At 36.6% G+C, this 22,431-nt stretch carries 18 protein-coding genes; 8 read left to right on the forward strand and 10 right to left on the reverse strand.

All coding sequences use genetic code 11. The features are described from left to right. Positions 1 to 67: 67 nt before the first annotated feature. The 3 genes from dxs to PVV69_RS03930 are packed head-to-tail and all read left to right on the forward strand — an operon-like array spanning position 68 to position 3,988. The gene (gene dxs, locus PVV69_RS03920) at positions 68 to 1,990 is read left to right on the forward strand and encodes a 1-deoxy-D-xylulose-5-phosphate synthase (protein WP_273756527.1); all 1,923 of its coding nucleotides are present in this window, start codon (positions 68 to 70) and stop codon (positions 1,988 to 1,990) included. Between the two features lies 1 nt (position 1,991). After that, the gene (locus tag PVV69_RS03925; RefSeq protein ID WP_273756528.1) at positions 1,992 to 2,738 is read left to right on the forward strand and encodes a TlyA family RNA methyltransferase; all 747 of its coding nucleotides are present in this window, start codon (positions 1,992 to 1,994) and stop codon (positions 2,736 to 2,738) included. Further along, positions 2,735 to 3,988, forward strand: a complete 1,254-nt coding sequence (locus PVV69_RS03930) for an RNA methyltransferase (protein ID WP_273756530.1) — start codon at positions 2,735 to 2,737, stop codon at positions 3,986 to 3,988. The genes PVV69_RS03925 and PVV69_RS03930 overlap by 4 nt, the downstream gene beginning before the upstream one ends. Positions 3,989 to 4,316: 328 nt before the next feature. Here PVV69_RS03930 and tldD read toward each other — a convergent pair whose 3' ends face one another. Beyond that, a complete protein-coding gene (tldD, locus tag PVV69_RS03935) occupies positions 4,317 to 5,738 on the reverse strand; it encodes a metalloprotease TldD (protein WP_273756531.1) in 1,422 nt (473 codons plus the stop codon). Positions 5,739 to 5,845: 107 nt separating this feature from the next. Then, complete coding sequence (locus tag PVV69_RS03940; protein WP_273756533.1) at positions 5,846 to 6,385, reverse strand: invasion associated locus B family protein; 540 nt, start codon at positions 6,383 to 6,385, stop codon at positions 5,846 to 5,848. 415 nt (positions 6,386 to 6,800) lie between these two features. On the opposite strand from PVV69_RS03940, the gene cyoE reads away from it, so the two are divergent. The 4 genes from cyoE to rnhA all read left to right on the forward strand — a co-directional run bounded on the left by cyoE (position 6,801) and on the right by rnhA (position 10,414). Then, complete coding sequence (gene cyoE, locus PVV69_RS03945) at positions 6,801 to 7,736, forward strand: heme o synthase (RefSeq protein WP_273756534.1); 936 nt, start codon at positions 6,801 to 6,803, stop codon at positions 7,734 to 7,736. Between the two features lie 190 nt (positions 7,737 to 7,926). After that, positions 7,927 to 8,982 (forward strand): 4-hydroxy-3-methylbut-2-enyl diphosphate reductase, encoded by a 1,056-nt coding sequence (gene ispH, locus PVV69_RS03950; protein ID WP_273756535.1) that lies wholly within the window; start codon positions 7,927 to 7,929, stop codon positions 8,980 to 8,982. Beyond that, positions 8,982 to 9,941: a homoserine kinase gene (locus PVV69_RS03955; protein ID WP_273756536.1), complete on the forward strand. Its 960-nt coding sequence runs from the start codon at positions 8,982 to 8,984 to the stop codon at positions 9,939 to 9,941. Before ispH ends, PVV69_RS03955 begins: the two co-directional genes overlap by 1 nt. Before the next feature lie 5 nt (positions 9,942 to 9,946). Then, complete coding sequence (gene rnhA / locus PVV69_RS03960; protein ID WP_273756537.1) at positions 9,947 to 10,414, forward strand: ribonuclease HI; 468 nt, start codon at positions 9,947 to 9,949, stop codon at positions 10,412 to 10,414. Between the two features lie 371 nt (positions 10,415 to 10,785). Here the strand turns inward: rnhA and PVV69_RS03965 are convergent, their stop codons facing one another. Further along, positions 10,786 to 11,637, reverse strand: a complete 852-nt coding sequence (locus PVV69_RS03965) for a protein-disulfide reductase DsbD domain-containing protein (RefSeq protein WP_273756538.1) — start codon at positions 11,635 to 11,637, stop codon at positions 10,786 to 10,788. A gap of 71 nt (positions 11,638 to 11,708) precedes the next feature. Between PVV69_RS03965 and PVV69_RS03970 the strand changes: the two genes are divergently transcribed. Then, on the forward strand, positions 11,709 to 12,293 hold the full coding sequence (locus PVV69_RS03970) for a YqgE/AlgH family protein (RefSeq protein ID WP_273720747.1): 585 nt from the start codon (positions 11,709 to 11,711) through the stop codon (positions 12,291 to 12,293). Positions 12,294 to 12,332: 39 nt separating this feature from the next. Here PVV69_RS03970 and PVV69_RS03975 read toward each other — a convergent pair whose 3' ends face one another. The 7 genes from PVV69_RS03975 to PVV69_RS04005 form a co-directional block, all read right to left on the reverse strand. Further along, complete coding sequence (locus PVV69_RS03975) at positions 12,333 to 15,224, reverse strand: EAL domain-containing protein (protein WP_273756539.1); 2,892 nt, start codon at positions 15,222 to 15,224, stop codon at positions 12,333 to 12,335. Positions 15,225 to 15,673: 449 nt separating this feature from the next. Beyond that, complete coding sequence (locus tag PVV69_RS03980; protein WP_273756540.1) at positions 15,674 to 16,948, reverse strand: pitrilysin family protein; 1,275 nt, start codon at positions 16,946 to 16,948, stop codon at positions 15,674 to 15,676. Positions 16,949 to 17,031: 83 nt separating this feature from the next. Next, positions 17,032 to 18,429: a threonine synthase gene (thrC, locus tag PVV69_RS03985; protein WP_273756541.1), complete on the reverse strand. Its 1,398-nt coding sequence runs from the start codon at positions 18,427 to 18,429 to the stop codon at positions 17,032 to 17,034. 628 nt (positions 18,430 to 19,057) lie between these two features. Beyond that, entirely contained in the window at positions 19,058 to 19,429 is a 372-nt protein-coding gene (locus PVV69_RS03990; RefSeq protein ID WP_273756542.1) for a hypothetical protein, read from the reverse strand. A gap of 165 nt (positions 19,430 to 19,594) precedes the next feature. Then, positions 19,595 to 19,954 carry a hypothetical protein gene (locus PVV69_RS03995; RefSeq protein ID WP_273756543.1) on the reverse strand — a complete coding sequence of 120 codons (360 nt, stop codon included), beginning with the start codon at positions 19,952 to 19,954 and terminating at the stop codon, positions 19,595 to 19,597. Positions 19,955 to 20,144: 190 nt separating this feature from the next. Then, the gene (locus tag PVV69_RS04000; protein ID WP_273756544.1) at positions 20,145 to 20,486 is read right to left on the reverse strand and encodes a hypothetical protein; all 342 of its coding nucleotides are present in this window, start codon (positions 20,484 to 20,486) and stop codon (positions 20,145 to 20,147) included. A 989-nt stretch (positions 20,487 to 21,475) separates the two neighbouring features. Further along, a complete protein-coding gene (locus PVV69_RS04005; protein ID WP_273756545.1) occupies positions 21,476 to 22,171 on the reverse strand; it encodes an HAD family phosphatase in 696 nt (231 codons plus the stop codon). Positions 22,172 to 22,431: the final 260 nt, after the last annotated feature.

A 22,431-nucleotide genomic window follows, 5' to 3' on the forward strand; every position in this document is an offset into this window, starting at 1 on the left:
AACGGTATACTCTTACCATTACGCTCTTTTTATGAGATAATATTAAGAGAATATTAAGGAGTTTTTTTTGTCTCGAGTATTGACGCCATTACTTGACCGTATTTGTTTACCACATGATTTGCGGGCGTTGGCTGAGTCTGATTTGGTAAGGTTAGCTGATGAGTTACGGAAGGAAACAATTGATGCGGTTTCTGTGACTGGTGGACATCTTGGTGCGGGACTTGGTGTTGTTGAACTTACTGTTGCATTACATTATGTTTTTAATACACCTGAGGACAGAATTATTTGGGATGTTGGTCATCAAGCCTACCCGCATAAAATTTTAACAGGGCGTAGAGAAAAAATTCGCACATTGCGTCAAGAAGGTGGATTATCAGGTTTTACCAAGCGTTCAGAAAGTGTGTATGATCCATTTGGAGCAGGGCATTCTTCTACTTCTATTTCGGCTGGCCTTGGTATGGCAGTAGCAAGTGCCTTGAAAGCAGAAGAAAGGCGGAATGTCATTGCTGTCATTGGTGATGGTGCTATGTCTGCTGGTATGGCTTATGAGGCGATGAATAATGCAGGTGCTTTAGATGCACGTTTGATTGTTATTTTGAATGATAATGATATGTCTATTGCACCGCCTACGGGCGCTATGAGTGCGCATCTTGCTAAGTTGGTTTCTCGTCCCTCTTACCGTAGTTTGCGCGAACGGATAAAAATACTAGGCGAAAAATTGCCTAAGTTCTTTTTAGATAAAGCACGTCTTTCAGAGGAGTTTGCACGTGGCTTTTTGGTTGGGGGAACCTTATTTGAAGAGCTTGGTTTTTACTATGTTGGACCAATAGATGGCCATAATTTAAAGCATTTATTGCCTGTTTTAAAAAATGTTCGCCAATATCCGCATGGACCTGTTTTGGTACATGTTGTGACACATAAGGGTAAGGGATATCCTCCTGCTGAAGCATCATCTGATAAATATCATGGTGTTAACCGTTTTGATATTATAACAGGCAAACAGGTTAAACCGCCAAGCAATGCTCTTTCCTATACGAAGGTATTTTCTAAGGCTTTAATAGAAGAGGCTACACATGATGATAAGATTGTGGGTATAACCGCAGCAATGCCAACGGGGACAGGTCTTGATACTTTTGCTGAAAAATTTCCTGAAAGAATGTTTGATGTTGGTATTGCTGAGCAGCATGCCGTAACTTTTGCTGCGGGCATTGCTTGTGAAGGATATAAACCTTTTGTTGCAATTTATTCTACTTTTTTACAGCGTGCTTATGATCAGATTATCCATGATGTATCGATTCAAAAATTACCGGTGCGTTTTGCCATTGATCGAGCAGGCTTTGTAGGGGCAGATGGTGCAACACACGCTGGCAGTTTTGATATTGTTTTTTTGGCCACTCTTCCTGAATTTGTTGTTATGGCGCCTTCTGATGAAGTGGAATTGATGCATATGGTACGTACTGCTGCCGCTTATGATCAGGGTCCTATTTCTTTTCGTTATCCGCGTGGTGAAGGTGTTGGTATGGATTTGCCACAGCGCGGTGCAATATTAGAGATCGGAAAAGGGCGTGTTCTGCGTGAAGGAAACAGGATAGCCTTTATTTGTTTTGGAACGCGGATGTCAGAAGTTTTGGTAGCTGCTGATATGTTGTCTGCGGAGGGATTATCTACAACGGTAGCAGATGCGCGGTTTGCAAAACCTTTGGATAAGGATTTGATACGCCGTTTAGCTTGTGAGCATGAAGTCTTAGTGACAATTGAAGAGGGTGCGATGGGCGGATTTGGAGCGCATTTATTACAATTTTTGGCGCAAGAAGGGCTCTTAGAACATGGTTTGAAAGTTCGTACATTAAAACTTCCTGATGAATATTTAAATCACGGTTCACCTGAGAAAGTTCTTTCGCGTATAGGACTTGATGCGGTTGGTATTGTCAACACGGTTTTTGCTGCTTTGGGACGTAAAATTCGGACAGTACAGAAAATTCGAGTATGAGATGACTGCCGGAAAAAGGCTTGATATTCTTTTAGTTGAAAAAAACTTTTTTAAAACGCGTTCAAGGGCACGTGATGCCATTATACGTCAAACTGTTAAGGTTAATGGTGAGATTATTTTCAAAGCTGGGCAAATCATTTCTGATGATGCAGAAATTATTGTTTGCGATCCAGCACAAAATTATGTTTCACGTGCAGCATTAAAATTGATCAGTGCACTTGATGCTTTTCCAATTGTCACAAATAAGATAACTGCTCTTGATATTGGTGCATCGACTGGTGGTTTTACACAAGTTCTTTTAGAACGTGGAGCCGCGCATGTAATTGCTGTTGATGTTGGTCATCATCAATTGGATGCACGTTTATCGAACAACAGTGCGATAACCTTATTAGAAGGCTTAAATGTGAGAGATTTAAAACAGGAGCACTTGAACGGACGAAAAATTGATCTCATTGTTTCAGATGTTAGCTTTATTTCTCTTACACTTGCATTACCTCCTGTTTTGTCTTTAGCCTCAAAAGGCGCACAAGCCGTTTTATTGGTAAAACCTCAATTTGAAGTGGGACGTGATTATCTTGGTAAGGGCGGGGTATTAAAAGATCCTTCAATGGCTCAAAAAACTGCGGAAAGAATTTTTGATTGGCTTAATACTCAAAAAGGCTGGAATGCAAAAGGTTTACTTCTCTCCCCTATTGCGGGCGGTGATGGCAATTTGGAATATTTGTTATTCGGAGAAAAACAACAGTGAATAACAATGTCATAATTGATCATATGGCAGCGAATGGTCATGGTGTCACAAAAACATTGAATGGCTTTGTTTATGTTCCTTTTACTTTACCAAGAGAGTCTGCTGAAATTGCTATTCATGGCAAATACGCGACACTCATAGCATTAAAAGAAAAATCACCAGAGCGTATTGACGCTCTTTGCCAGCATTTTGGAGAATGTGGAGGCTGTGCACTTCAACATTGGCACGCTGATGCTTATCATATATGGAAGCGACAACTGGTTGTGGATGCATTAAAAGAATATGGACTTGATGTTGTTATTTCGCCTTTAGTCGAATGTAAGCCTTATAGCCGACGGCGTATTACTCTAACAGCTTCTATAACATCACAAGGTTATAAGTTAGGTTTTAATCGTTATCTTTCTCATGAGATTATAGCTGTTGAGGAATGTCCAGTAAGCTGTTTAGAGATTATAACTAAACTAGGCGATATCAGGAAGCTTTGTGCTATTCTAAGCAGTGATGCTAAACGATTTCATATTACCATAACACACATTGCAAATGGTTTAGATGTTGCTTTGAGCGGTTGTATTATACGCCATGAGTCAGTTCGTCAGAAAATGGTTTATACAGCTCTATCATGTGGAATTACACGTTTATCCGTTGAAGGAGAAGTTTTGGTTGAACAAGAAAAACCATTGGTTTACTTTGGAAATGTCTGTGTTGAATTTCCTGCTGGTGGTTTTCTTCAAGCAACCTCTGAAGCAGAAAATATCATGGGCAATATTATTTTAAATCATTTTAAAAAAGCAAAGAATGCTCTTGATTTATTTTCAGGGATGGGAACATTTACCTTACCTATGGCCAAAAAGATGAATGTTCATGCGGTAGAAAATAATGAAACAGCATTAGCAAATTTAGCTTCGGCAGCACGTTTGGCGTCCGGCTTAAAAACAGTAACTTGTGAAAGGCGCGATCTTTTCCGCCGTCCACTTTCTGTAAAAGAACTTGAGTGTTTTGACGCTGTTGTTTTCGATCCTCCACGTGCTGGTGCATGGGAACAAGTAGGTGAATTAGCGAAGACAACAATCCCTCATGTTGTGGCTATTTCATGCAATCCTGTGACCTTTGCTCGTGATTTATCTCTCCTTGTTGCAGGGGGGTATACGGTAGAACAAGTCATACCAATTGATCAATTTTTATGGTCACCACATGTTGAAATTGTTGCTCTTTTAAGCAAGCGCAAAGCAAAGACTGGCTGGAAACTTTAACCTCAATGAAAAAGCTCTCTTAAATTTCGTTTAAGATTTTTAAAAACCAAATTGCTTTTGTTTTTTATAAAATAACTTATAAATTAGTTTACAATAATAGTGCGTTTCTTTTCAGATTGAATGAGAACACCGAATACAATAGAATTTTTTTTGTTTCATTTTGTGATGAAACAAAAAAAAGCATTTTTTGCCTTTCATAAGAGGAAGTAACGTACAAATAAAAACTGTTTGAGAAAAGATGAATATATCTCTTCTCTAAATCTCCCTAATCTAAAAGGAAGGGACAACACTTTGAAATGATAAAGATAATGCTGCTGCAAGCTCATTATTACGTTATAAGTGCTGTTCCACCAATTGTCATATTATTCATTCGCAAATGAGGTTGTCCGACACCAACAGGAACATTTTGTCCAGCTTTCCCACACATACCGATACCATTATCAAGTTTGCTATCATTACCAATCATTGTGATACGTTTCATAGCATCTGGCCCGTTTCCGATAAGGGTTGCACCTTTAATGGGGGCGACAATTTTGCCATTTTCTACTCTATAAGCTTCGGTACATTCAAAAACAAATTTTCCAGAAGTAATATCAACTTGTCCTCCGCCAAACGAAACAGCATAAATACCACTTTTGAGCGAGGAGAGAATCTCTTTGGGTGTTTTATCACCTCCTAGCATGATCGTATTGGTCATTCTAGGCATTGGTGCATGTGCATAGGACTCACGTCTCCCATTTCCCGTTGGCCTCACCCCCATAAGTCGGGCATTCAGCCTGTCTTGCATAAAACCAATGAGTCTTCCATCTTCAATAAGAACGTTATATCCTGATGGGGTTCCTTCATCATCAATGGTAAGTGAACCACGACATTGGGGAATTGTACCATCATCAACAACTGTAACACCTTTTGCTGCAACTTGTTGACCCAAAAGTTCAGAAAAAGCAGAGGTTTTTTTACGGTTAAAATCACCTTCCAAACCATGGCCTACGGCTTCATGAAGCATAACGCCGGGCCATCCATTAGCTAACACAACATCAAATGTCCCTGCTGGTGCTGCTTCTGCTTCTAAGTTGATGAGGGCCATACGTAAGGCTTCATCTGCAGCTTTTTTCCAATTTTCTTCACGAATAAATTGGCTAAATGCTTGTCGTCCACCACATCCATAGAAGCCATTTTCTCGCCGACTACCTTCAGCCGCAACCACAGATATAGAAAGACGTACAAGAGGACGCACATCACGAACCAGATATCCATCCGCCCGTAAAATTTCAACATGCTGTAGTGAACCAGAAAGAGAAACGGTCACTTGATGCAATTTATCATTTTTAGCTCGTAAATAGGCATCAATTTTTTGCAAAAGTGCACTTTTTTCTTCAAATGATGGGGCATCAAGGGGATTATGTGGTTGATAAAGTCTTTTATTGGTTTTTTGCGGTGCGACACTATAAGATCCTGCATGATTATGATAGGTGACAGCTTTTGCTGCTTCACGAGCACGTTTAAGTGCAGCAGCGGATAATTCACTAGAATGCGCATATCCAGTTGATTCTCCAGCAACCACACGCAGACCAAATCCCATATCTTGATGAAAGGAGCCATTTTTAAGCTGTCCATTATCAAATAAAAGAGTTTCGCTTTCTGTATATTCTAAGTAAAGCTCACCATCATCGGCATGATGAAGCGTTTCTTGTACAAGTGATTGCACTTGAGATGCAGCAATATCAAAATGATCGATAAGCGATTTCATAAGAATTATCCTATTTTCATGGGCACTGAGAAGGTTTCCATTTATTTTATTTAAAAAGCAGTGAAGTGTACTATAAAGCTTTATTCATTGAATGTGCGCCGATTCTCTTATGTTGGTAGAGTTGCATAGGCATCACTCAGACCATTGAGATCAACAAGCCCACCAATTGCTTGCTCAGGAGTTGTGAAAATAAAATAGGTTGCTGTTTTACCTTTTAAAAAGCGCTGTAGGATATCTTCTTTGAGAACAGCTTCAGCAACACAATTATCACCAAGACACCGACGATATTCTAATCTTCCCATATTTTTATCATCAATTTTAAGTCCAACACCAGGGCGCAACTCAACGCGACTTGGAACAAAAACACGCATCAGAGTTCCTTGATTTTTAGGGAGTTTGTAGAAGGTAATACGAAGTGTAATGTCTTGACGATTTTGTGTGTGTATATTTTGTACAACTTCACATTGCATATTAGGTGTGCCAGGTGGCAAAGAACAAACTTTTGTCCATGCACCATAGGTTTGTGGGGCAGGGACATTTTGTACATGAAATGTTTGTGCAGTAGCATGATTGAGAGACACATTATAAAGTGTGCAAATAACAGCACTAACAAAGAAATTTTTTTTTAGTAATTTTAAAAGTACCACAGAAAACCCTAACTCCCTCACCACTATAGCCTTATTGTACAGCTCTGTATAAAAATAAATTCTCAAACCGCAATCATAGCATTATAACACAAAACCATTATATACGAAAACATATTAATCTATATATACGAAATAAAGGCAAAAATAAAAAAAGCAGCATATCACAGAAGGGTGGGTGTTTAGCCTTGCTTTATGATATTTGGTATGGTGTACTTTTTATGATACATTTGTAGTGTAAAAATAATATATGTTGAAAAATGTATTTTTTGCAAATATTTCCATCTATTTTTAGAGGATGCAGGTAGGAGAAACATCCTAATATGTTCTCTAAAACGCTGTGGTATTAATGAGTCATTCCCATATGCCAGACGTATTTGTTTGTGGATGACAGAAATGAAAAAGGTCGTTGAGTGGAATGTCTGTTTCAAGAGAATTATCAGCTGTAGCTGGTAAATCAATGCTGCCAAAATCCAGTATTGGTGATTATATCACGTTATTAAAACCCCGGGTTATGTCGCTTGTTGTCTTTACAGCTTTGGTTGGACTGGTAGTGTCACCTGTTTCGATACATCCATTTTATAGTTTTTTAGCAATTTTTTGTATTGCTGTAGGTGGTGGTAGTGCAGGGGCACTGAATATGTGGTATGATGCTGACATTGATGCAGTGATGGAACGTACCAAAAATCGTCCCATTCCTATGGGTAAAATCACCCCCAAGAGAGCGTTTATTTTTGGCATGATTCTTTCTATGCTTTCTGTATTGATAATGGGAATCTTTATTAATTGGTTTGCAGCATTTTTTCTTGCTTTTACAATTTTCTTTTATGTTGTCATCTATACGATTTGGCTAAAGCGTATAACGCCACAAAATATTGTTATTGGTGGTGCCTCTGGAGCTTTTCCGCCAATGATTGGATGGGCTGCGACAACAGGGACTGTGAGTCTTAACAGTTTCTTGTTATTTTTAATCATTTTTATGTGGACACCGCCACACTTCTGGTCTCTTTCCCTCTTTTCATCTCTTGATTATGAGGCAGCCGGCATTCCTATGATGCCTAATGTACGAGGTGTGTATTCAACAAAAAAACAGATCTTATTTTATACTATTCTTATGGCAATATCTGCAGTCGGACCTTATATCACTGGTCTTGCGGGAATTTTTTATGGTATTTTTTCGACAGTTTTAAGTATTATCTTTATTTATTTTGCTTATCGTTTATGGAAATCTGATACGTATGACGCAACCATTGTAATGGCAAAAAAAGTGTTTTTCTTTTCGTTATTTTATTTGGCTGCTCTCTTTGGAATTCTTTTGATTGAATCTCTTGTATGGCGCTTTATTGCCTTTTAGTACAGCGGAATGAAAGGGCAAACTTAAAAGCTATTTATCTTAAAACAAATTCTATGAGAATAGGCTATAGGGTACACGTCATGATAGAGGAAGACAGTATTATCAATTTTCCTCTTTATATGGTTTGTATAGTATATAAAGGTGGTTTATTCGAACATAGAGTAAAAGTTAGAGATATTAAGGATAGTTTATGTCTATACTTCCTCCTTTAACAATGCGTCTTTGTACTCCCCGTGGTTTTTGTGCGGGAGTTGATCGTGCCATTCAGATTGTTCTGCTTGCATTAAAAAAATATGGTGCGCCAGTGTATGTTCGTCATGAAATTGTGCACAACCGCTATGTGGTTGAAGGATTGCAGCAACGTGGGGCGGTTTTTGTTGAAGAACTTGATGAGATTCCAGAACAATACCACAATCAACCTGTTGTATTTTCTGCTCATGGTGTGCCAAAATCTGTACTAGAAGAGGCACGTCGCTATAATTTGTTTTATCTTGATGCAACATGTCCATTGGTTTCTAAAGTTCACAAACAAGCCATACGGCATCAACGTCATGGTCGGCATGTTATATTGATTGGCCATTCTGGTCATCCTGAGGTGATTGGAACAATGGGACAGTTGGAAAAAGGAGCTGTGACATTAATTGAAACGGTTGAAGATGCTTTACATTATCAGCCCGACGAGCCCGATAAATTAGGATTTGTCACGCAAACAACGCTTTCTGTTGAAGATACAGCAGAGATTCTTGATGTACTACAGCGACGTTTTCCTACATTAGAAGCTCCAGCGGCGGAATCAATTTGCTATGCAACGACGAATCGACAAGAAGCTGTGAAAGCAGCAGCAATGGGAAGCGATTTATTTTTGATTGTTGGAGCACCAAATTCTTCTAATTCACGACGTTTAGTGGAGGTCGCTGAGAGATTTGGTGCGCGGCAATCTGTTTTAGTCCAGCGTGCGGATGAAATTGATTTTGATCGCCTTAGAGCTCTTTCTGTTGTGAGTCTCTCAGCTGGAGCTTCTGCTCCTGAAATTATTATTGATGAAATCATTTCTGCTTTTCGAGAGCGTTATAATGTTACAATAGAATTGGCAGAAACAGCAGTAGAAACAGAAACATTTTTGGTGAGTCGCAATTTACGTGATATCACTTTAACACCTCAAGATATGGCATTTGTTAATGGTCGAGTTGAAACACTAAAAAATGAAAATCAGGATACACCTATGCCTGTAACGAAAGTAAAATAATGGCGGTTCATACAGACGTTCAACAAGATGATTTGAAGTTTTTTTTGACGCACTATTCGATAGGTTCGCTTGTATCCTATCAAGGTATAGAGGAGGGAATCGAAAATTCTAATTTTATGCTTTATACAACAGAAGGCAGGTTCATCCTAACACTATATGAAAAACGTATTTCAAAGAATGATTTGCCTTTTTTTTGCAGTCTTATGCAGCATTTAAATCAGCATGGTATTCCTTGTCCTCAACCAGTTATGCAAAATGACGGGACAACAATTGGTGAATTAGCAGGACGCCCTGCTGCTATTATCACTTTTCTCGAAGGAATGTGGATTCGCCAACCTAATGTATTTCACTGCGGTGAAGTGGGAACTGGTTTAGCGCAATTGCATTTAGCAGGGCAGGATTTTACACTCACTCGTAAAAATACTCTTTCTATTATGAATTGGAGATTATTATGGGAACATTGCCAAACAAACCAAGATGCGTTGTTAAGAGAGTTTGGACAAAAAATTAATATGGAATTGTTTTTTTTACAAGAAAATTGGCCATCAAATTTACCAACCGGCATTATTCATGCTGATTTATTTAATGATAACGTATTTTTTTTGAACCATCGTCTTTCTGGTATTATAGATTTCTATTTTGCTTGTAATGATTTTTTTGCTTATGATCTAGCTATATGCTTAAATGCTTGGTGTTTTGAACAAAATTATTCCTATAATCTTACCAAAGCACGTAGGCTATTAGAAAATTATCAAAAAATAAGGCCATTACTCTCTTTAGAATTGAATGCAATGATTTTGTTGGCACGTGGTGCATCTTTACGTTTTTTACTCACGCGCCTTTATGATTGGTTTAATACACCGCCAGAGAGCCTTGTTATTAAGAAAGATCCACGGGAATATTGGCACAAGCTTTGTTTTTTTAGTAGTGTAGGTTCATTGAATGAATTAGGTTTTTGAATTCTATGTTAAATCAACAAAAAATCGTTGAAATTTATACAGATGGTGCTTGTTCCGGTAATCCTGGAGTTGGAGGATGGGGAGCAGTTTTGCGCTGGAATGGTCATGAACGTGAACTTTATGGTGGAGAAGCACACACCACCAACAATCAAATGGAACTGATGGCAGCGATTTATGCATTAAAAGCGCTTAAAGAGCCTTGTTCAGTCGATCTTTATACAGACTCGGTTTATTTACGCAATGGTATCTCTACATGGCTTGAAGGTTGGAAAAAAAATAATTGGCGTACGGCATCGAAAAGTCCTGTAAAAAATATGCAGTTATGGCAAGCTCTGGAAGATATCTGTTCTCATCATACTGTGAGATGGCATTGGGTAAAAGGGCATGCTGGTCATCCAGACAATGAGCGCGCGGACGCACTTGCTCGCAAAGCAATCACTGAATATCGTGAAAACGGATATTTTTCAAAATAGTTTTTTGCAAGCTGTTCTTTTTTATCATGAAGTAGAAAAAGTAAGTTCCTATAAGAAATATATCTCGATGTTTTCAGACGCATTTCACAATGTTACCCATGAAGACTATAACGTAAAAACCATGAGGTATCACTGTCTTTATATTATGGGCACCATCATACTCTTTTTTTTAGTTCAAAATGTTATGCCAGTCCTTGCATGAAGGCGCTTCATAAAAGATATTTTTACTCTTTTCTTGAATGGTTTTTAGCTACATGTTGTTTCTTTCTGTAACATGCAATGGAATAATTTTATGGATTCATCATGAGCAGGCTTAAAATGAGAAAAACGTACAATATGCGAGCTTTTCATGAAAGCTGTAGAAATGTTGACTATAAGAGTATAAATGTTCCACTGAAAGCATGATCTTTAAAAGAAATTGTATAAAAAATGGTGTGATTTCCGCTATCTGGTATGAAAGAGAGAGGGGCACTAAAGAGTGTGTATTCTGCGTTCTCACTGATTTTTTTTGCTGGTCCAATTTGCATTTCACCTCCATCTAAAAAGAGAGAAGAAGGTGAGATTTTATTGTTATTTTGTATTTTGATGAGGAGAGTATTTGTTTTTTTTTCAGCACTTATTTTAAATTCATGATGGGTAGTCAGAGGTAAGGCATTTTGAGCTTGTTTTAGCAGGGATAAAGGGAGGAGGATGTTTTTTTGAACAGATGGAGAAAAATCAAAGTCGACCGTAACCGGAAGACAGATTTTATGACATAATCCAAGCGTTAAAGTGCCATTTAAGTCTTTTTTTACACCAGAAATACTGAAAGGCAATACCACTTTATTTTTATAGCCTAATGACCAGTTATTTTCTGTTTCATAAAGCTGTGGTGTGGGGTAGAAAATTTCATAAGACACCTGTTGGTTAAAATAAAAAGAAGGTGCTATGCCTGAATTACCTGGATTACGCCAGTACGTTTTCCATCCTGGTTTCAGAACGATTTCGATAAAGCCCTCTCTTATTCCAGAATGAGAGGGTTTAGTCATAGCTAATCTGATACGACCACCTTCCGATTCATACCAAGATGTTGTAAAAAGAGATGTATTTTGTTCTATTTGAGCACTGATGGGTATGTTAAATAGTTCTAAAATTATGAATGTTAAGCTTAAAGTAACGGAAAGTTTTTTATAAAGGCGAATGATAATATTTTTTAAATTCGTAAATATTTGAATTTTTTTCATTGGAGCTTTATTTTCCTATTGTACTAACTAAAGTGAACCTTATCATGTGAACTATGGAGAATAACAGATTGATGAAGCAGTGTAATGGCTTTTTAGGTGGACAGTTGCTCATAGCAATGCCTGGGATGAATGACAAACGCTTTATTCGTTCTGTTATTTATGTTTGTGCACATTCTGATGCCGGTGCTATGGGAATTATTCTCAATCAATTGCACCATATTGATTTTCCAGAGCTTTTGCTTCACCTTGGAGTTATAAACAGCGGTCAAAAAAAATGTCTTTCTGATCCAATAAAAAAGTTTCCAGTACGTTATGGTGGACCAGTTGATCCTTCACGTGGTTTTGTCCTGCATTCTGATGATTATGCTTGTGAAGAAACTGTTTCTATTGCAGATAAAATTTGCTTCACTGCAACCATTGATATATTAAAAGCGATCAGTTGTGAAAAAGGCCCTCAACATGCACTCATAGCCTTAGGATATGCAGGATGGAAAGCCGGACAGCTTGAGGCAGAAATATCTACAAATGGTTGGCTGATAAGCCCCACATCACCTAGTTTTCTTTTTGAAAGCGATTTAAGCCGTAAATATGATGAAAGCTTGGTTCGCATGGGGATCAACCCTGCCTATCTCGCTTCTGAAATGGGGCATGCATAAAATTCCACTATTTCCTGACTTTTTGATTTGTACAATGTTCTATACATCATGTTTCATTGTATAAGGGAAATGATTTTGCACGAGAGTGATTAATTCTTCGATGGCAATTGGCTTAGTAATCAGTGTGCTTTGAACGTATTTACAACCTTCTTGGCGTAGGAAGAGTGCTTCTTTTTCATTTTCAACACCTTCTGCGATGATCTGCAAATTAAGATCAGTTGCCATATTAATAATAGATTTGAGAACAAGCTTCTTCTTAACAGAATCGATTGAGATCAGTGAACGATCTAATTTCACCATGTCGAATGGATAACGCACAAGATAAGCAAGTGATGAATAACCTGTTCCAAAATTGTCGAGTGCAAGATTCATTCCAAGAGCTTTAATTTGTTCAAGAAAATGAGCTGATTGTTCAGGATTTTTTCTTAAAACGAATTCGGATATTTCTATCATCAAAGCGCCTTTGTTCAGGGGGTGACGAAGCAGAGCAGAGCGCAATTGACTGATGACGCGAGGATGAACCATTTCCGTGCTTGGTAAATTGATGGAAATAAAGAAAGATTGTTGAGAAAATTTTTCTTGTACATTGGTAAGATCAATAACAACATTATCAATGATAAATTGTGCCAAATCCATAACGATTTGTTCATTTTCTACAATCTTGATAAAATCAGAGACATTGAGAGTTCCATAATTGGGATGATGCCATTCTACAATTGTTTCAAAACCAATAATGTGTCCATCTGATAAATTAAGGATAGGATGATAGAGGATTTTTATTTCATCACGTTTTATGGCATAATGAATACCTTTCGCCATTGTGTTATATTCAATGCCTAGTGTGCGAAAATTGGGACGAAAAGGTTCAATATGATTACCACCCATTTGTTTTGCATGAATCATTGCCAGTTCGCTATCATTTAAAATATCTTTAGCGGTTGATCGACTTTCACTCCATGTGACCAAACCAATTGATGTTGAAAGCGTTATTTGTTTTTCCGTAAGTGAAATAGGTGCTGAGATTGTTTTATGCAGATGATCCGCAAAGGCTGCAATTTTCTGTGGCTCAGTTTCACTGAGTAAAATGATTGCAAAACGGTCTGCAGAAAGACGTGATAAAGTATCTTGAAAATGAATAAGGCGGCTTAAACGACGTGCTATGATAAGCAGTACAGTGTCACCAACCGCTATGCCTAATTTGCGATTAATTTGGCGGAAATTATCAAAGTCAATCATAAAGACGGTTGGTCTAATTTTGATATTTGCTTTAGCCAAAGAGGTATAGTTTTGTAGTCTGTCGAAAAAAATTTGTTGGTTAGGCAGTCCCGTTAAGCTGTCATGAATAGCATCATGCAATAAGCGTTCTTCGGCTTTTTTGTGGTTGGTAATATTGACAATAGTCCCAATGACACGTGTAATTTTTCCATCTTTTTGCATAGCAGGGCGTGCGCGAAGGGAAAACCAATGGTAATAGCCACCACCAGAAGACAGTCTAAAAATTTGATCAATACGTCCTTTTTTATTTTTAAGAATAATATCCAAGACAGCTTGAAAGCGTTCACGATCATCGTGGTGCAAGGCTGATATCCAATTACGCATAGGACCATTGAGTTTATGGGTTTCAATTCCAAAAAGGTTTGTCATATTTGGGTGTACGACAATACGATCACGCTCAACATTCCAATCCCAAATAATATTTCCAGCTCCTTTTGCGGCAAGCACTTGTTGCTCAAGGTCGGAAAATATTCCTTCATGGAAAGCATCATTGGAAAAAGTTTGTTGCAAGACAGTAAAGCTGATAAGAAGTACAATGAGCACTAATCCTCCAGCAAGTGCTGGCTGAATAATATCGTTGTTTAAATATCCTGCGATGCAGGCATAAGCTCCTACACACCAAAAGCTAATGAGCAGCCATGTTGGGATAAGCATGATGGCGCGGTCATAGTTTCGTAGTGAAAAATAGCTGATTAAAATGATACCAAGCACAGCGGTGAGGCCACATGACAGGCGGGCGATACCCGCTGCTCTGGTTGGATCATAAATGGCAAATGCTCCAAGACCACAAAAAGCGATAGTCCATACAATCGCACCATAACTAAAGTGATAGTGCCAACGGTTAAGACATAGATAGGTAAAAAGAAAAATAAAGAGTGTAGCAGCAAGTGCTACTTCTGTAGCAGCACGCCAGATTGGTTGCGTTGTGAGCGTCACGGCAAAGAATTTATTTAAAAAGTTAAAGTCGATGCCAATATAAAAAAGTACTGCCCAAGCAACAGCCGCTGTTGCGGGAAAAAGTCCTGTTCCACGAACAACGAAAAGAACAGTTAACAAAAGAGCTAAAAGACCGGATATGCCAAGAAGAATACCATGATAAAGCGTATAAGAATTAATGGCATCCTTATAGGTTTCAGGTTGCCATAAATAGATTTGCGGTAGATTTACAGAGTTAAGTTCTGCAACAAATGTAACGACAGCACCCGGGTTAAGGGTAATACGAAAGATATCAGAGTTTGCACTAGACTGGCGGTCGAGAGAAAATCCTTCACTTGGAGTGATGGATTGAATTCGTGCTGATCCAAGGTCTGGCCAAATAAAGCCTGAATGAGCCATGCGATAATGGGGAGCGACGATAAGACGGTCGATTTGTTCATCCGTTGGGTTTGCAAGAGAAAATACCGCCCAGTTTCCAGAAAATTTTTCACTTTTTGCCTGCACTTCAATACGCCATACGATACCATCTGGTCCTGGTGCTGTACTGGTTTGAAAGATAGAACTATTTGTATGGTAGATTTCGATTGCTTTTGAAAGGTCAAGAGCAGCATCTTGAGGAGAAATTTTAACGGGCTCAATTGCTTGTGCTGACGTAAGGTGGACAAAAGAACTGATGACGATAATGAAAATGATGTCAATGATTTTATGCAAACTCTTCACAATGTCCCACTCTCAAATATTTTAGGATATTTCATTTTAAATTAGATTTTCGAGAAAAAACATCCACCTTTTATCATTTGTGTTACATAATAAGCGGTTATTATTTCTTTTGAAAAGTTGTACTATTTGATACAAAAACAAATTCCCACCTGTTTGCTTCAATGAAGTTTGAAGCCGATAGCAATTTACATTTTTGTAAGGCAAAATTAAGCTATGAGTTGTCAAATTTCATAGATATACTTCTGCTTATCAAATACTTTATCACATGAAGTGGGGATTGGGTAGTTTGGTACAGCTTTTTGATAAATATTTCCCAAACTTATTTAGCAAAAAGAATTTTTGTGAAATTTTTTTTAACATAAAATCTGTGTATTTTATTATACTGCTGCTTTTAAAAGTAATTTTCTATATATCTCATATGTGCGAACACGTTGAGAATATTTTAAATCTTACTTTATTTTGCAGGAAAGAATTGATGTTAAATCATCAAAATTCATGATGGGTCCAACGGGACCTACAGCGGCTAATGTTGGAGTGGAATTGATAAAAAGGCGATGTGCTAGATCAGTTAATCTTGCAGGAGTAATGAGATCTAAACGTTCAATTGTTTCGGATATAGGAATTGGTCGACCGTAAAGAAGCATTTGACGGGCAATAAGATGTGCTTGACTGGATGGATTTTCCTGCGACATGGTAAGGTTTGCACGATATTGCGCTTGTGCACGTTGGAGTTCATTGGCATGAATATTTTTTCCTGCCTGAGAGAGCTCATCAAGAATTACGGGAAGCAGTTCTTTAAGCCCTTTTTGTCCCGTGGCAGCATGAATGCCAAACAGTCCAGTATCGGAAAATCCCCAATGAAAAGCATAAATAGAATAGCATAATCCACGCTTTTCTCTTACTTCTTGGAAAAGGCGTGAGGACATGCCACCGCCAAGAATAATGGAAAGAATTTGGGTAGCATAAAAGTCGCGTGCATGATAAGCACGCCCTTCAAACCCTAGAACAATTTGTGTATCCATTAAATCGCGATATTCGCGAAAGTCACCGCCAACGTAATTGGCAAGGTTTGTAAGAGGGGCTGTTGAATGAGGGCGAAAAGTACTAAGGCGACTTTCAACTTCTCGCAAGAAATTTTCGTGCTGCACAGCTCCTGCTGCCACAATGATCATACGGTCTGCACTGTATTGTTTATTCATAAAATTATGAAGGTCAGCAGAGGTAAATGATTGAATTGTTCCTGGCGTTCCTAAAATCGAGCGCCCAACCGATTGGTGACGAAAGGCTGTTTCAGTAAAGTAGTCAAAAACAATATCATCAGGAACATCATGAGCGGCACCAATTTCTTGAAGGATAACTTGTTTTTCTCGTTCTAATTCCTCTTCGTCAAATTTTGAATGCATCAAAATATCGGCTAGAATATCAATAGCAAGTGGGATGTCGCCTTTGAGAACGCGGGCAAAATAGGCTGTTGTTTCGGTGCTGGTTGTGGCATTAATTTCGCCACCAACATCTTCAATATCGCTTGCAATTTGGAAAGCTGTACGATTTTCCGTTCCTTTGAAAGCCATATGTTCAAGAAGATGGGCGATACCGTGTTGTGTGAAGGACTCATTGCGTGAGCCAACTTTCACCCATATCCCGAGTGCTACACTCTCAATTTGTTGCATTGTATGTGTGGCGATAGTCAAACCATTACTAAGGCGACTGATATCTACACCCATGTGTTCACTACTCCATTAAACAGGACCAATACCGCATTTTAAGAGTATTGGAATATTGTTGATTTGAATTAATGCAGCTAAATTTAATAAGATGCACGCGATTTAAGAGAAATGTAATCTTTTATTATTTTTTCATCATTAGCAAGACCTATAAAATGTTCTTCGCGTTCCATTAAATCGTTGAGACAAGGAGGCTGAGGGGGATTGAATCCACAGGCATTTTTGATAGCATCAGGAAATTTAGCAGGATGTGCGGTAGCAAGAACGATCATTGGAATATGGGGTTGTTTATTTTCGCGTGCCACTTTAAGCGCAACAGCTGTATGTGGATCAATGAGATAACCACTCTCCTTATAAACACTATCAATTGTTTGTGCTGTTTCTGTTATATTACTTTTCCCAGCAGAAAAAAGAGAACGAATATTTTTAAGCTGCTTTTCGTTAAGATTAAAATATCCTGTTTTTTTCAAGTTTTCCATTGCATTGCGAATCCACAATGGATCACGTTCACCACTCTCAAACAGTAAACGTTCAAAATTAGAAGAGACTTGAATATCCATAGAAGGTGATGTTGTGTGGGTTATTGGTTGTATTTCATAAGTACCACTGGTTAATGTGCGCACAAGAATATCATTATCATTTGTTGCAATGATGAGTTTGGCAATGGGTAATCCCATACGTGCAGCAACATAACCTGCAAAAATATCACCGAAGTTTCCAGTAGGAACAGTAAAGGAGACAGCTCTATCGGGAGCACCTAAGGAAAGTGCAGATGAAAAATAATAAACAATTTGCGCTATAATACGCGCCCAATTTATGGAATTAACTCCTGAAAGTGCTTTTTTTTGTCGGAAATTATGGTCATTAAACATTGCTTTGACAAGTGCTTGGCAATCATCAAAATTTCCTTCAATGGCGATGGCATGAATATTGGTACTTTGATTCGTCGTCATTTGCCTTTGTTGAACGGGTGATACGCATCCTTTGGGAAATAAAATAAAAACATCTGAGTTTTCTCTTCCTGCAAAGGCTTGTATCGCAGCACCACCTGTATCACCTGATGTGGCAGCGATAATTGTTGCGTGTTTCTTTTTTTTAGTCAGAATGTTATCTATTAGTCGAGAAAGAAACTGCATTGCAACATCTTTAAATGCTAAAGTAGGACCGTGAAAAAGCTCAAGGATGAATTCATCTGTTCCAGTTTGTCGTAACGGACAGATGGCTGGATGACGAAAGACAGCATAAGATTCAGCAATCATCTTTTCAAAAGAGTTATATTCAATTTCGTTATTCACAAAAGGCCAAAGAATGGTTTTAGCAATTGTCGCATAGGATTGACCGCGAAGCGCTCGTAATGCATCAAATGATAATTGAGGAAATTTTTCTGGAAGATAAAGGCCTCCATCACTAGCCAGTCCAGTCATGATAGTTTCAGTAAAGCCTAAAGCAGGAGCCTCACCTCTCGTGCTGATATATTTCATAGGTTTTTTCCTTCGTTTAGTCCCAGAAATTTGGTAGATTTATTTATTTCATGTTTTTAATAATATTTAAATTATGAAATGAATAGAAGTTTGTTTTCTTATTTTTATAAAGAAATCAGTAGAATGGTCTCTATTGAATATTAAGACATAATACATTGAATATTCATAAAATTTTGTCATGGACGAGAAATATTTTTCTATTTTCCTTTGCTTGTTTTGTAGTTCATACTCACCATCACACTTATCAGCATAAGATCACTATTTAGGTAAGCGTTCATCGAGAACGTGTCTTGCCAAAACGGAATTGTTCTTAAGTATTGTTTATTCTTACTTTAATTAACAATTTATATGAAATTAATTTTTTAAAAGAGTATCTTATGATTTATCTTGGAAAATTTATGAGGTAATTTCATGGCATTCTATACATAAATTATGCCTCTAGAGGAATTCTTGTTTCATCTCAAGATCATTTTTCATCTTAGAAGTTATTATATTTACTCCACGAATATTATTCGTAAGAGGTTAGATTATACATAGAAAGCACAAAAACAGCCTGCCTATTTATATAAGACAGACTGCAATTTAATGCTACTTTGAAAGTAGAGAAAAGTAAGCAAATAACTTTTTCTTATTTAGCTTTAGTTATACCTACTGCCCATCCGATTATCCCAGTCAATACGGACATAAGAAGTCCGGTTACAAAACCCACACCAAGAGCTCCTGTTGTCGTTAAAAATCCCAACGTAATAGGCTCAAAAACCTTTTCTATTTTTCCTTCAAAAGCAACTTCATTTTTTGTTTCATGAAAGGCATTTGGTGCATAGAAGAGAGAGGCAATATTGACAGCTTTTTTCTTTCCTTGTTCCATGACAGCAACAGCAATATTTTCTCTCTGATGATCACTTTTGAAATGATTTGCATGAGTATTTACAACGTGTGAAAGAAAAAAAGCAGCTGCTATAAAAACACTTAGTAAGTTATTTTTAACTATTTTGATCATAACTTTACCTCAATTTATATTTTTATTAAATACAATAGAATACAATCGTAAGAAAAGTAATTTTAAAAATATATAAATGATTTTTAAATATTTTAATTTTTATTATAGATAATTAATTAATAGATAGATTATCTATTTCTTACGATTTATACTGAAATTTTGATTTTAACGAGATGATTTAAAAATCATTACTATTTTTTTTATTATCCATCCTAAGAGCAATCCCACTGTACCTGATGCATAACCAAGTGCAATTCCAATCCCAAAGGTTCCTATCGTAACGGGTTCAAGGACTTTTTCAATTTTTACCTCAACATTATCTTTATTTTTTATTTTATGATTTGAATCTAGAAAATCAAATGCAACGATACGGTTCGCTTTATTTTTTTCCATTACACAATGAGCACTCTCTTCTTTTTGAGAGATATTTTTAAGATAATTTGCATGAACATTTATAATTTGTGAAAGGAAAAAAACTGTTACGATAAAAATATTTAATATGTAATTTTTAAACATTTTTGTCATAATTTTACCTCAAATACATTCTATCCTCATATCTGACCGGGTGATCTATCAGCGTTATAGTGAAGACAGAGGATAGAATGTTTTTCGTAGTGTTTTGCTATTTAGAGTGAAAAAATACTCTATTATGTATTTTATAAAGTTCTATTAAAAACTAATAAATCTTTTTTCTGAAGCTTAATAATAGGAATTGTTATCTAAAGATTGACACTATATCCTTTATCCATCCTATTAGTGAACCTATTAGATTTATTGCAAATCCACCTATCATGACCGTTGCTGCGAGAGTCATGGGATCGGCTACCTTTTCAAATTTTCCTTCATTGGCGGCTTCAGTTGTTGTGCTGTAGCTTACTGCAGGAACATGGAGAGCAGCCATGCGAATTGCTGTAGATGTTGTATCGTTCACTTGTTCCATTGCATAATTTGCTACTTCCTCTTCATGAGGAGCATTTCTTAAATGACTTGCATTTACATTTACAGCTTGTGAAAGAAAAAAAGTAGCCGCAATAAGAATATTGAATACTTTTACCATATTTTTTACCTCAAATATTTTCTACTATCATAGATACGAATAGAGAAATGCATCTGAAGATGTCTGCTGCGTATAATATAATTAATACAAAGCGTAATCACAGATTGCACTATCTGCGGTTGTATACTTCATTATGAATTTATAGTCAATAAAAAATATAAGCATTTTGTATTTTTTATTATAAGAGCATAATAAATTTATAAGTTGAATTTTATTAAGAAAAGTTTTTTATAAACTTTACTAAATATATATTATGATTTAAGGCGATATAAATTATAAAAATTCATTTTTAACCATTTAGATATAATTTATAGGATATCTATTATGTTTTTTATCAGTTAAAATTTTAGAAATATTTTTTCACGTACACTAATTACATATAATTTGATATAATCAAAATACACTATGAAATATAAATTATATCGTATAATAATGGATCTTGATTATCATTTATAAAATTGATTTTGTAAGACATATTGCAAAATAGCTAACAGTAAACTTATATATTATTATTTATTATTCAATATCTATTAAAATGTATATATAAAAAATTTTGATATGATTTTTAAAAAATATATTATTTAAAATAAAATGCTATTTTTTGATGAAGTTTTATTCACTATGATGTTTTTTAAATGAAGTGTATTATAAAATCTGTGTTTATATTATCTAAATTTTATGTTTAGTTATACTATTATAAGGGAAGATTTCATTTTTAATTCTATCAATGATATTTTATTGTAGATATGTAGCAAAGTGTATATTTTTTATACACAATAAACAGAATGCATATTGAGTAGAGATAAGTTTTCATAAATTATGACAATGGATATATACGAGCTATTTAGAGACACACGAGCCATTTATCAGACTTAACCAATGGGGTTATATCTTAGCTTTTGTAGATATGCCTTAACAGAGGTAAAAACATATTGATAAAAAGGTTATATTGAGAGAGTTTATTCACTGAGGTATGTTTACGTGATGTTTTATGATAGATCTTGCCATACTGCCATTGCCTCTAAAACTTCTCCTAAATGAATATGTTGGGTGATAACTGTTTCAGCACCAGCTTCTGCGAGTGCATTAGAGTGGCCAAGATAACTGTGTGATCCTCCTGAAAAACCAATGATACGCATGCCTGCTGCTGATGCAGCATGGACGCCATGCAGTGAATCTTCTATAACAATAGTGTTTTCTGGCTTTGCATGTAATTGTTGTGCGGCAAAAAGAAAAACATCAGGGGCGGGTTTTGTTCTTTTTGTTCCAACTTCAGGGGCAGAAAATATTTTATCATGAAAAAGATCGTAGAGATCAACGGCAGTGAGCATCTCTTTTATATCTTTACTTTTTGCATTAGAGCAGATGCAGTAGGGATAGCGAGTTTTAATGATTTCTACTGCTTCTCTTACGCCATCGATAGCACGGAGTTCAGTTTTTATTTGTGCTCGAAAAAGATTTGACATTTGATCTATGAGTTGAACAGAAATTGGTTTTTCTGTTTTCTGTTCAATTTGTTGAAGAATATCGCGAAAGATAAGTCCAGCATAACGCTTACTCAATTCTTCAGGCGATATTTCATATCCTGTTTGTTTCAGTAACTGAGATCCAATTTTTGCTGCAAGATATTCAGAGTCTACGAGAACTCCATCACAATCAAAAATAATGAGATCTATCTGAGGCATGAGAGCTTCCTTTACATCCAATTGATAGCTTGAGAATTTTTATGAAAATACCATTGAGAAGACTTTATTTCATAAAAACATACTTTGAAAGTGATTCTTATTCCTTTCATGTAGAAAAAATATGGGAGTCGTGCATTGAAGGGAAGAAAAGAGGGACTTGTCAATGAGAAATTTCTTTACTGTTCTTCAAAAAACAAAAATGCGTATCAATTTTTTAGAAGTTTAACGATACGTTTACTCTATTTTGTAAATATACACTG

The sequence above is a fragment of the Bartonella sp. MM73XJBT genome, assembly GCF_028618465.1.
GTDB lineage: Bacteria > Pseudomonadota > Alphaproteobacteria > Rhizobiales > Rhizobiaceae > Bartonella.

Bases quoted from the DNA above. Each gene is read 5' to 3' on its own strand.
- tldD (WP_273756531.1), bottom strand. From the start codon at position 5,738: ATGAAATCGCTTATCGATCATTTTGATATTGCTGCATCTCAAGTGCAA.
- PVV69_RS03990 (WP_273756542.1), bottom strand. From the start codon at position 19,429: ATGATCAAAATAGTTAAAAATAACTTACTAAGTGTTTTTATAGCAGCT.
- PVV69_RS03980 (WP_273756540.1), bottom strand. From the start codon at position 16,948: ATGGGTGTAGATATCAGTCGCCTTAGTAATGGTTTGACTATCGCCACA.
- rnhA (WP_273756537.1), top strand. From the start codon at position 9,947: ATGTTAAATCAACAAAAAATCGTTGAAATTTATACAGATGGTGCTTGT.
- cyoE (WP_273756534.1), top strand. From the start codon at position 6,801: ATGTCTGTTTCAAGAGAATTATCAGCTGTAGCTGGTAAATCAATGCTG.
- PVV69_RS03970 (WP_273720747.1), top strand. From the start codon at position 11,709: ATGAAGCAGTGTAATGGCTTTTTAGGTGGACAGTTGCTCATAGCAATG.
- PVV69_RS03965 (WP_273756538.1), bottom strand. From the start codon at position 11,637: ATGAAAAAAATTCAAATATTTACGAATTTAAAAAATATTATCATTCGC.
- ispH (WP_273756535.1), top strand. From the start codon at position 7,927: ATGTCTATACTTCCTCCTTTAACAATGCGTCTTTGTACTCCCCGTGGT.
- thrC (WP_273756541.1), bottom strand. From the start codon at position 18,429: ATGAAATATATCAGCACGAGAGGTGAGGCTCCTGCTTTAGGCTTTACT.
- PVV69_RS03995 (WP_273756543.1), bottom strand. From the start codon at position 19,954: ATGACAAAAATGTTTAAAAATTACATATTAAATATTTTTATCGTAACA.
- PVV69_RS04005 (WP_273756545.1), bottom strand. From the start codon at position 22,171: ATGCCTCAGATAGATCTCATTATTTTTGATTGTGATGGAGTTCTCGTA.
- PVV69_RS03925 (WP_273756528.1), top strand. From the start codon at position 1,992: ATGACTGCCGGAAAAAGGCTTGATATTCTTTTAGTTGAAAAAAACTTT.
- PVV69_RS03955 (WP_273756536.1), top strand. From the start codon at position 8,982: ATGGCGGTTCATACAGACGTTCAACAAGATGATTTGAAGTTTTTTTTG.
- PVV69_RS04000 (WP_273756544.1), bottom strand. From the start codon at position 20,486: ATGGTAAAAGTATTCAATATTCTTATTGCGGCTACTTTTTTTCTTTCA.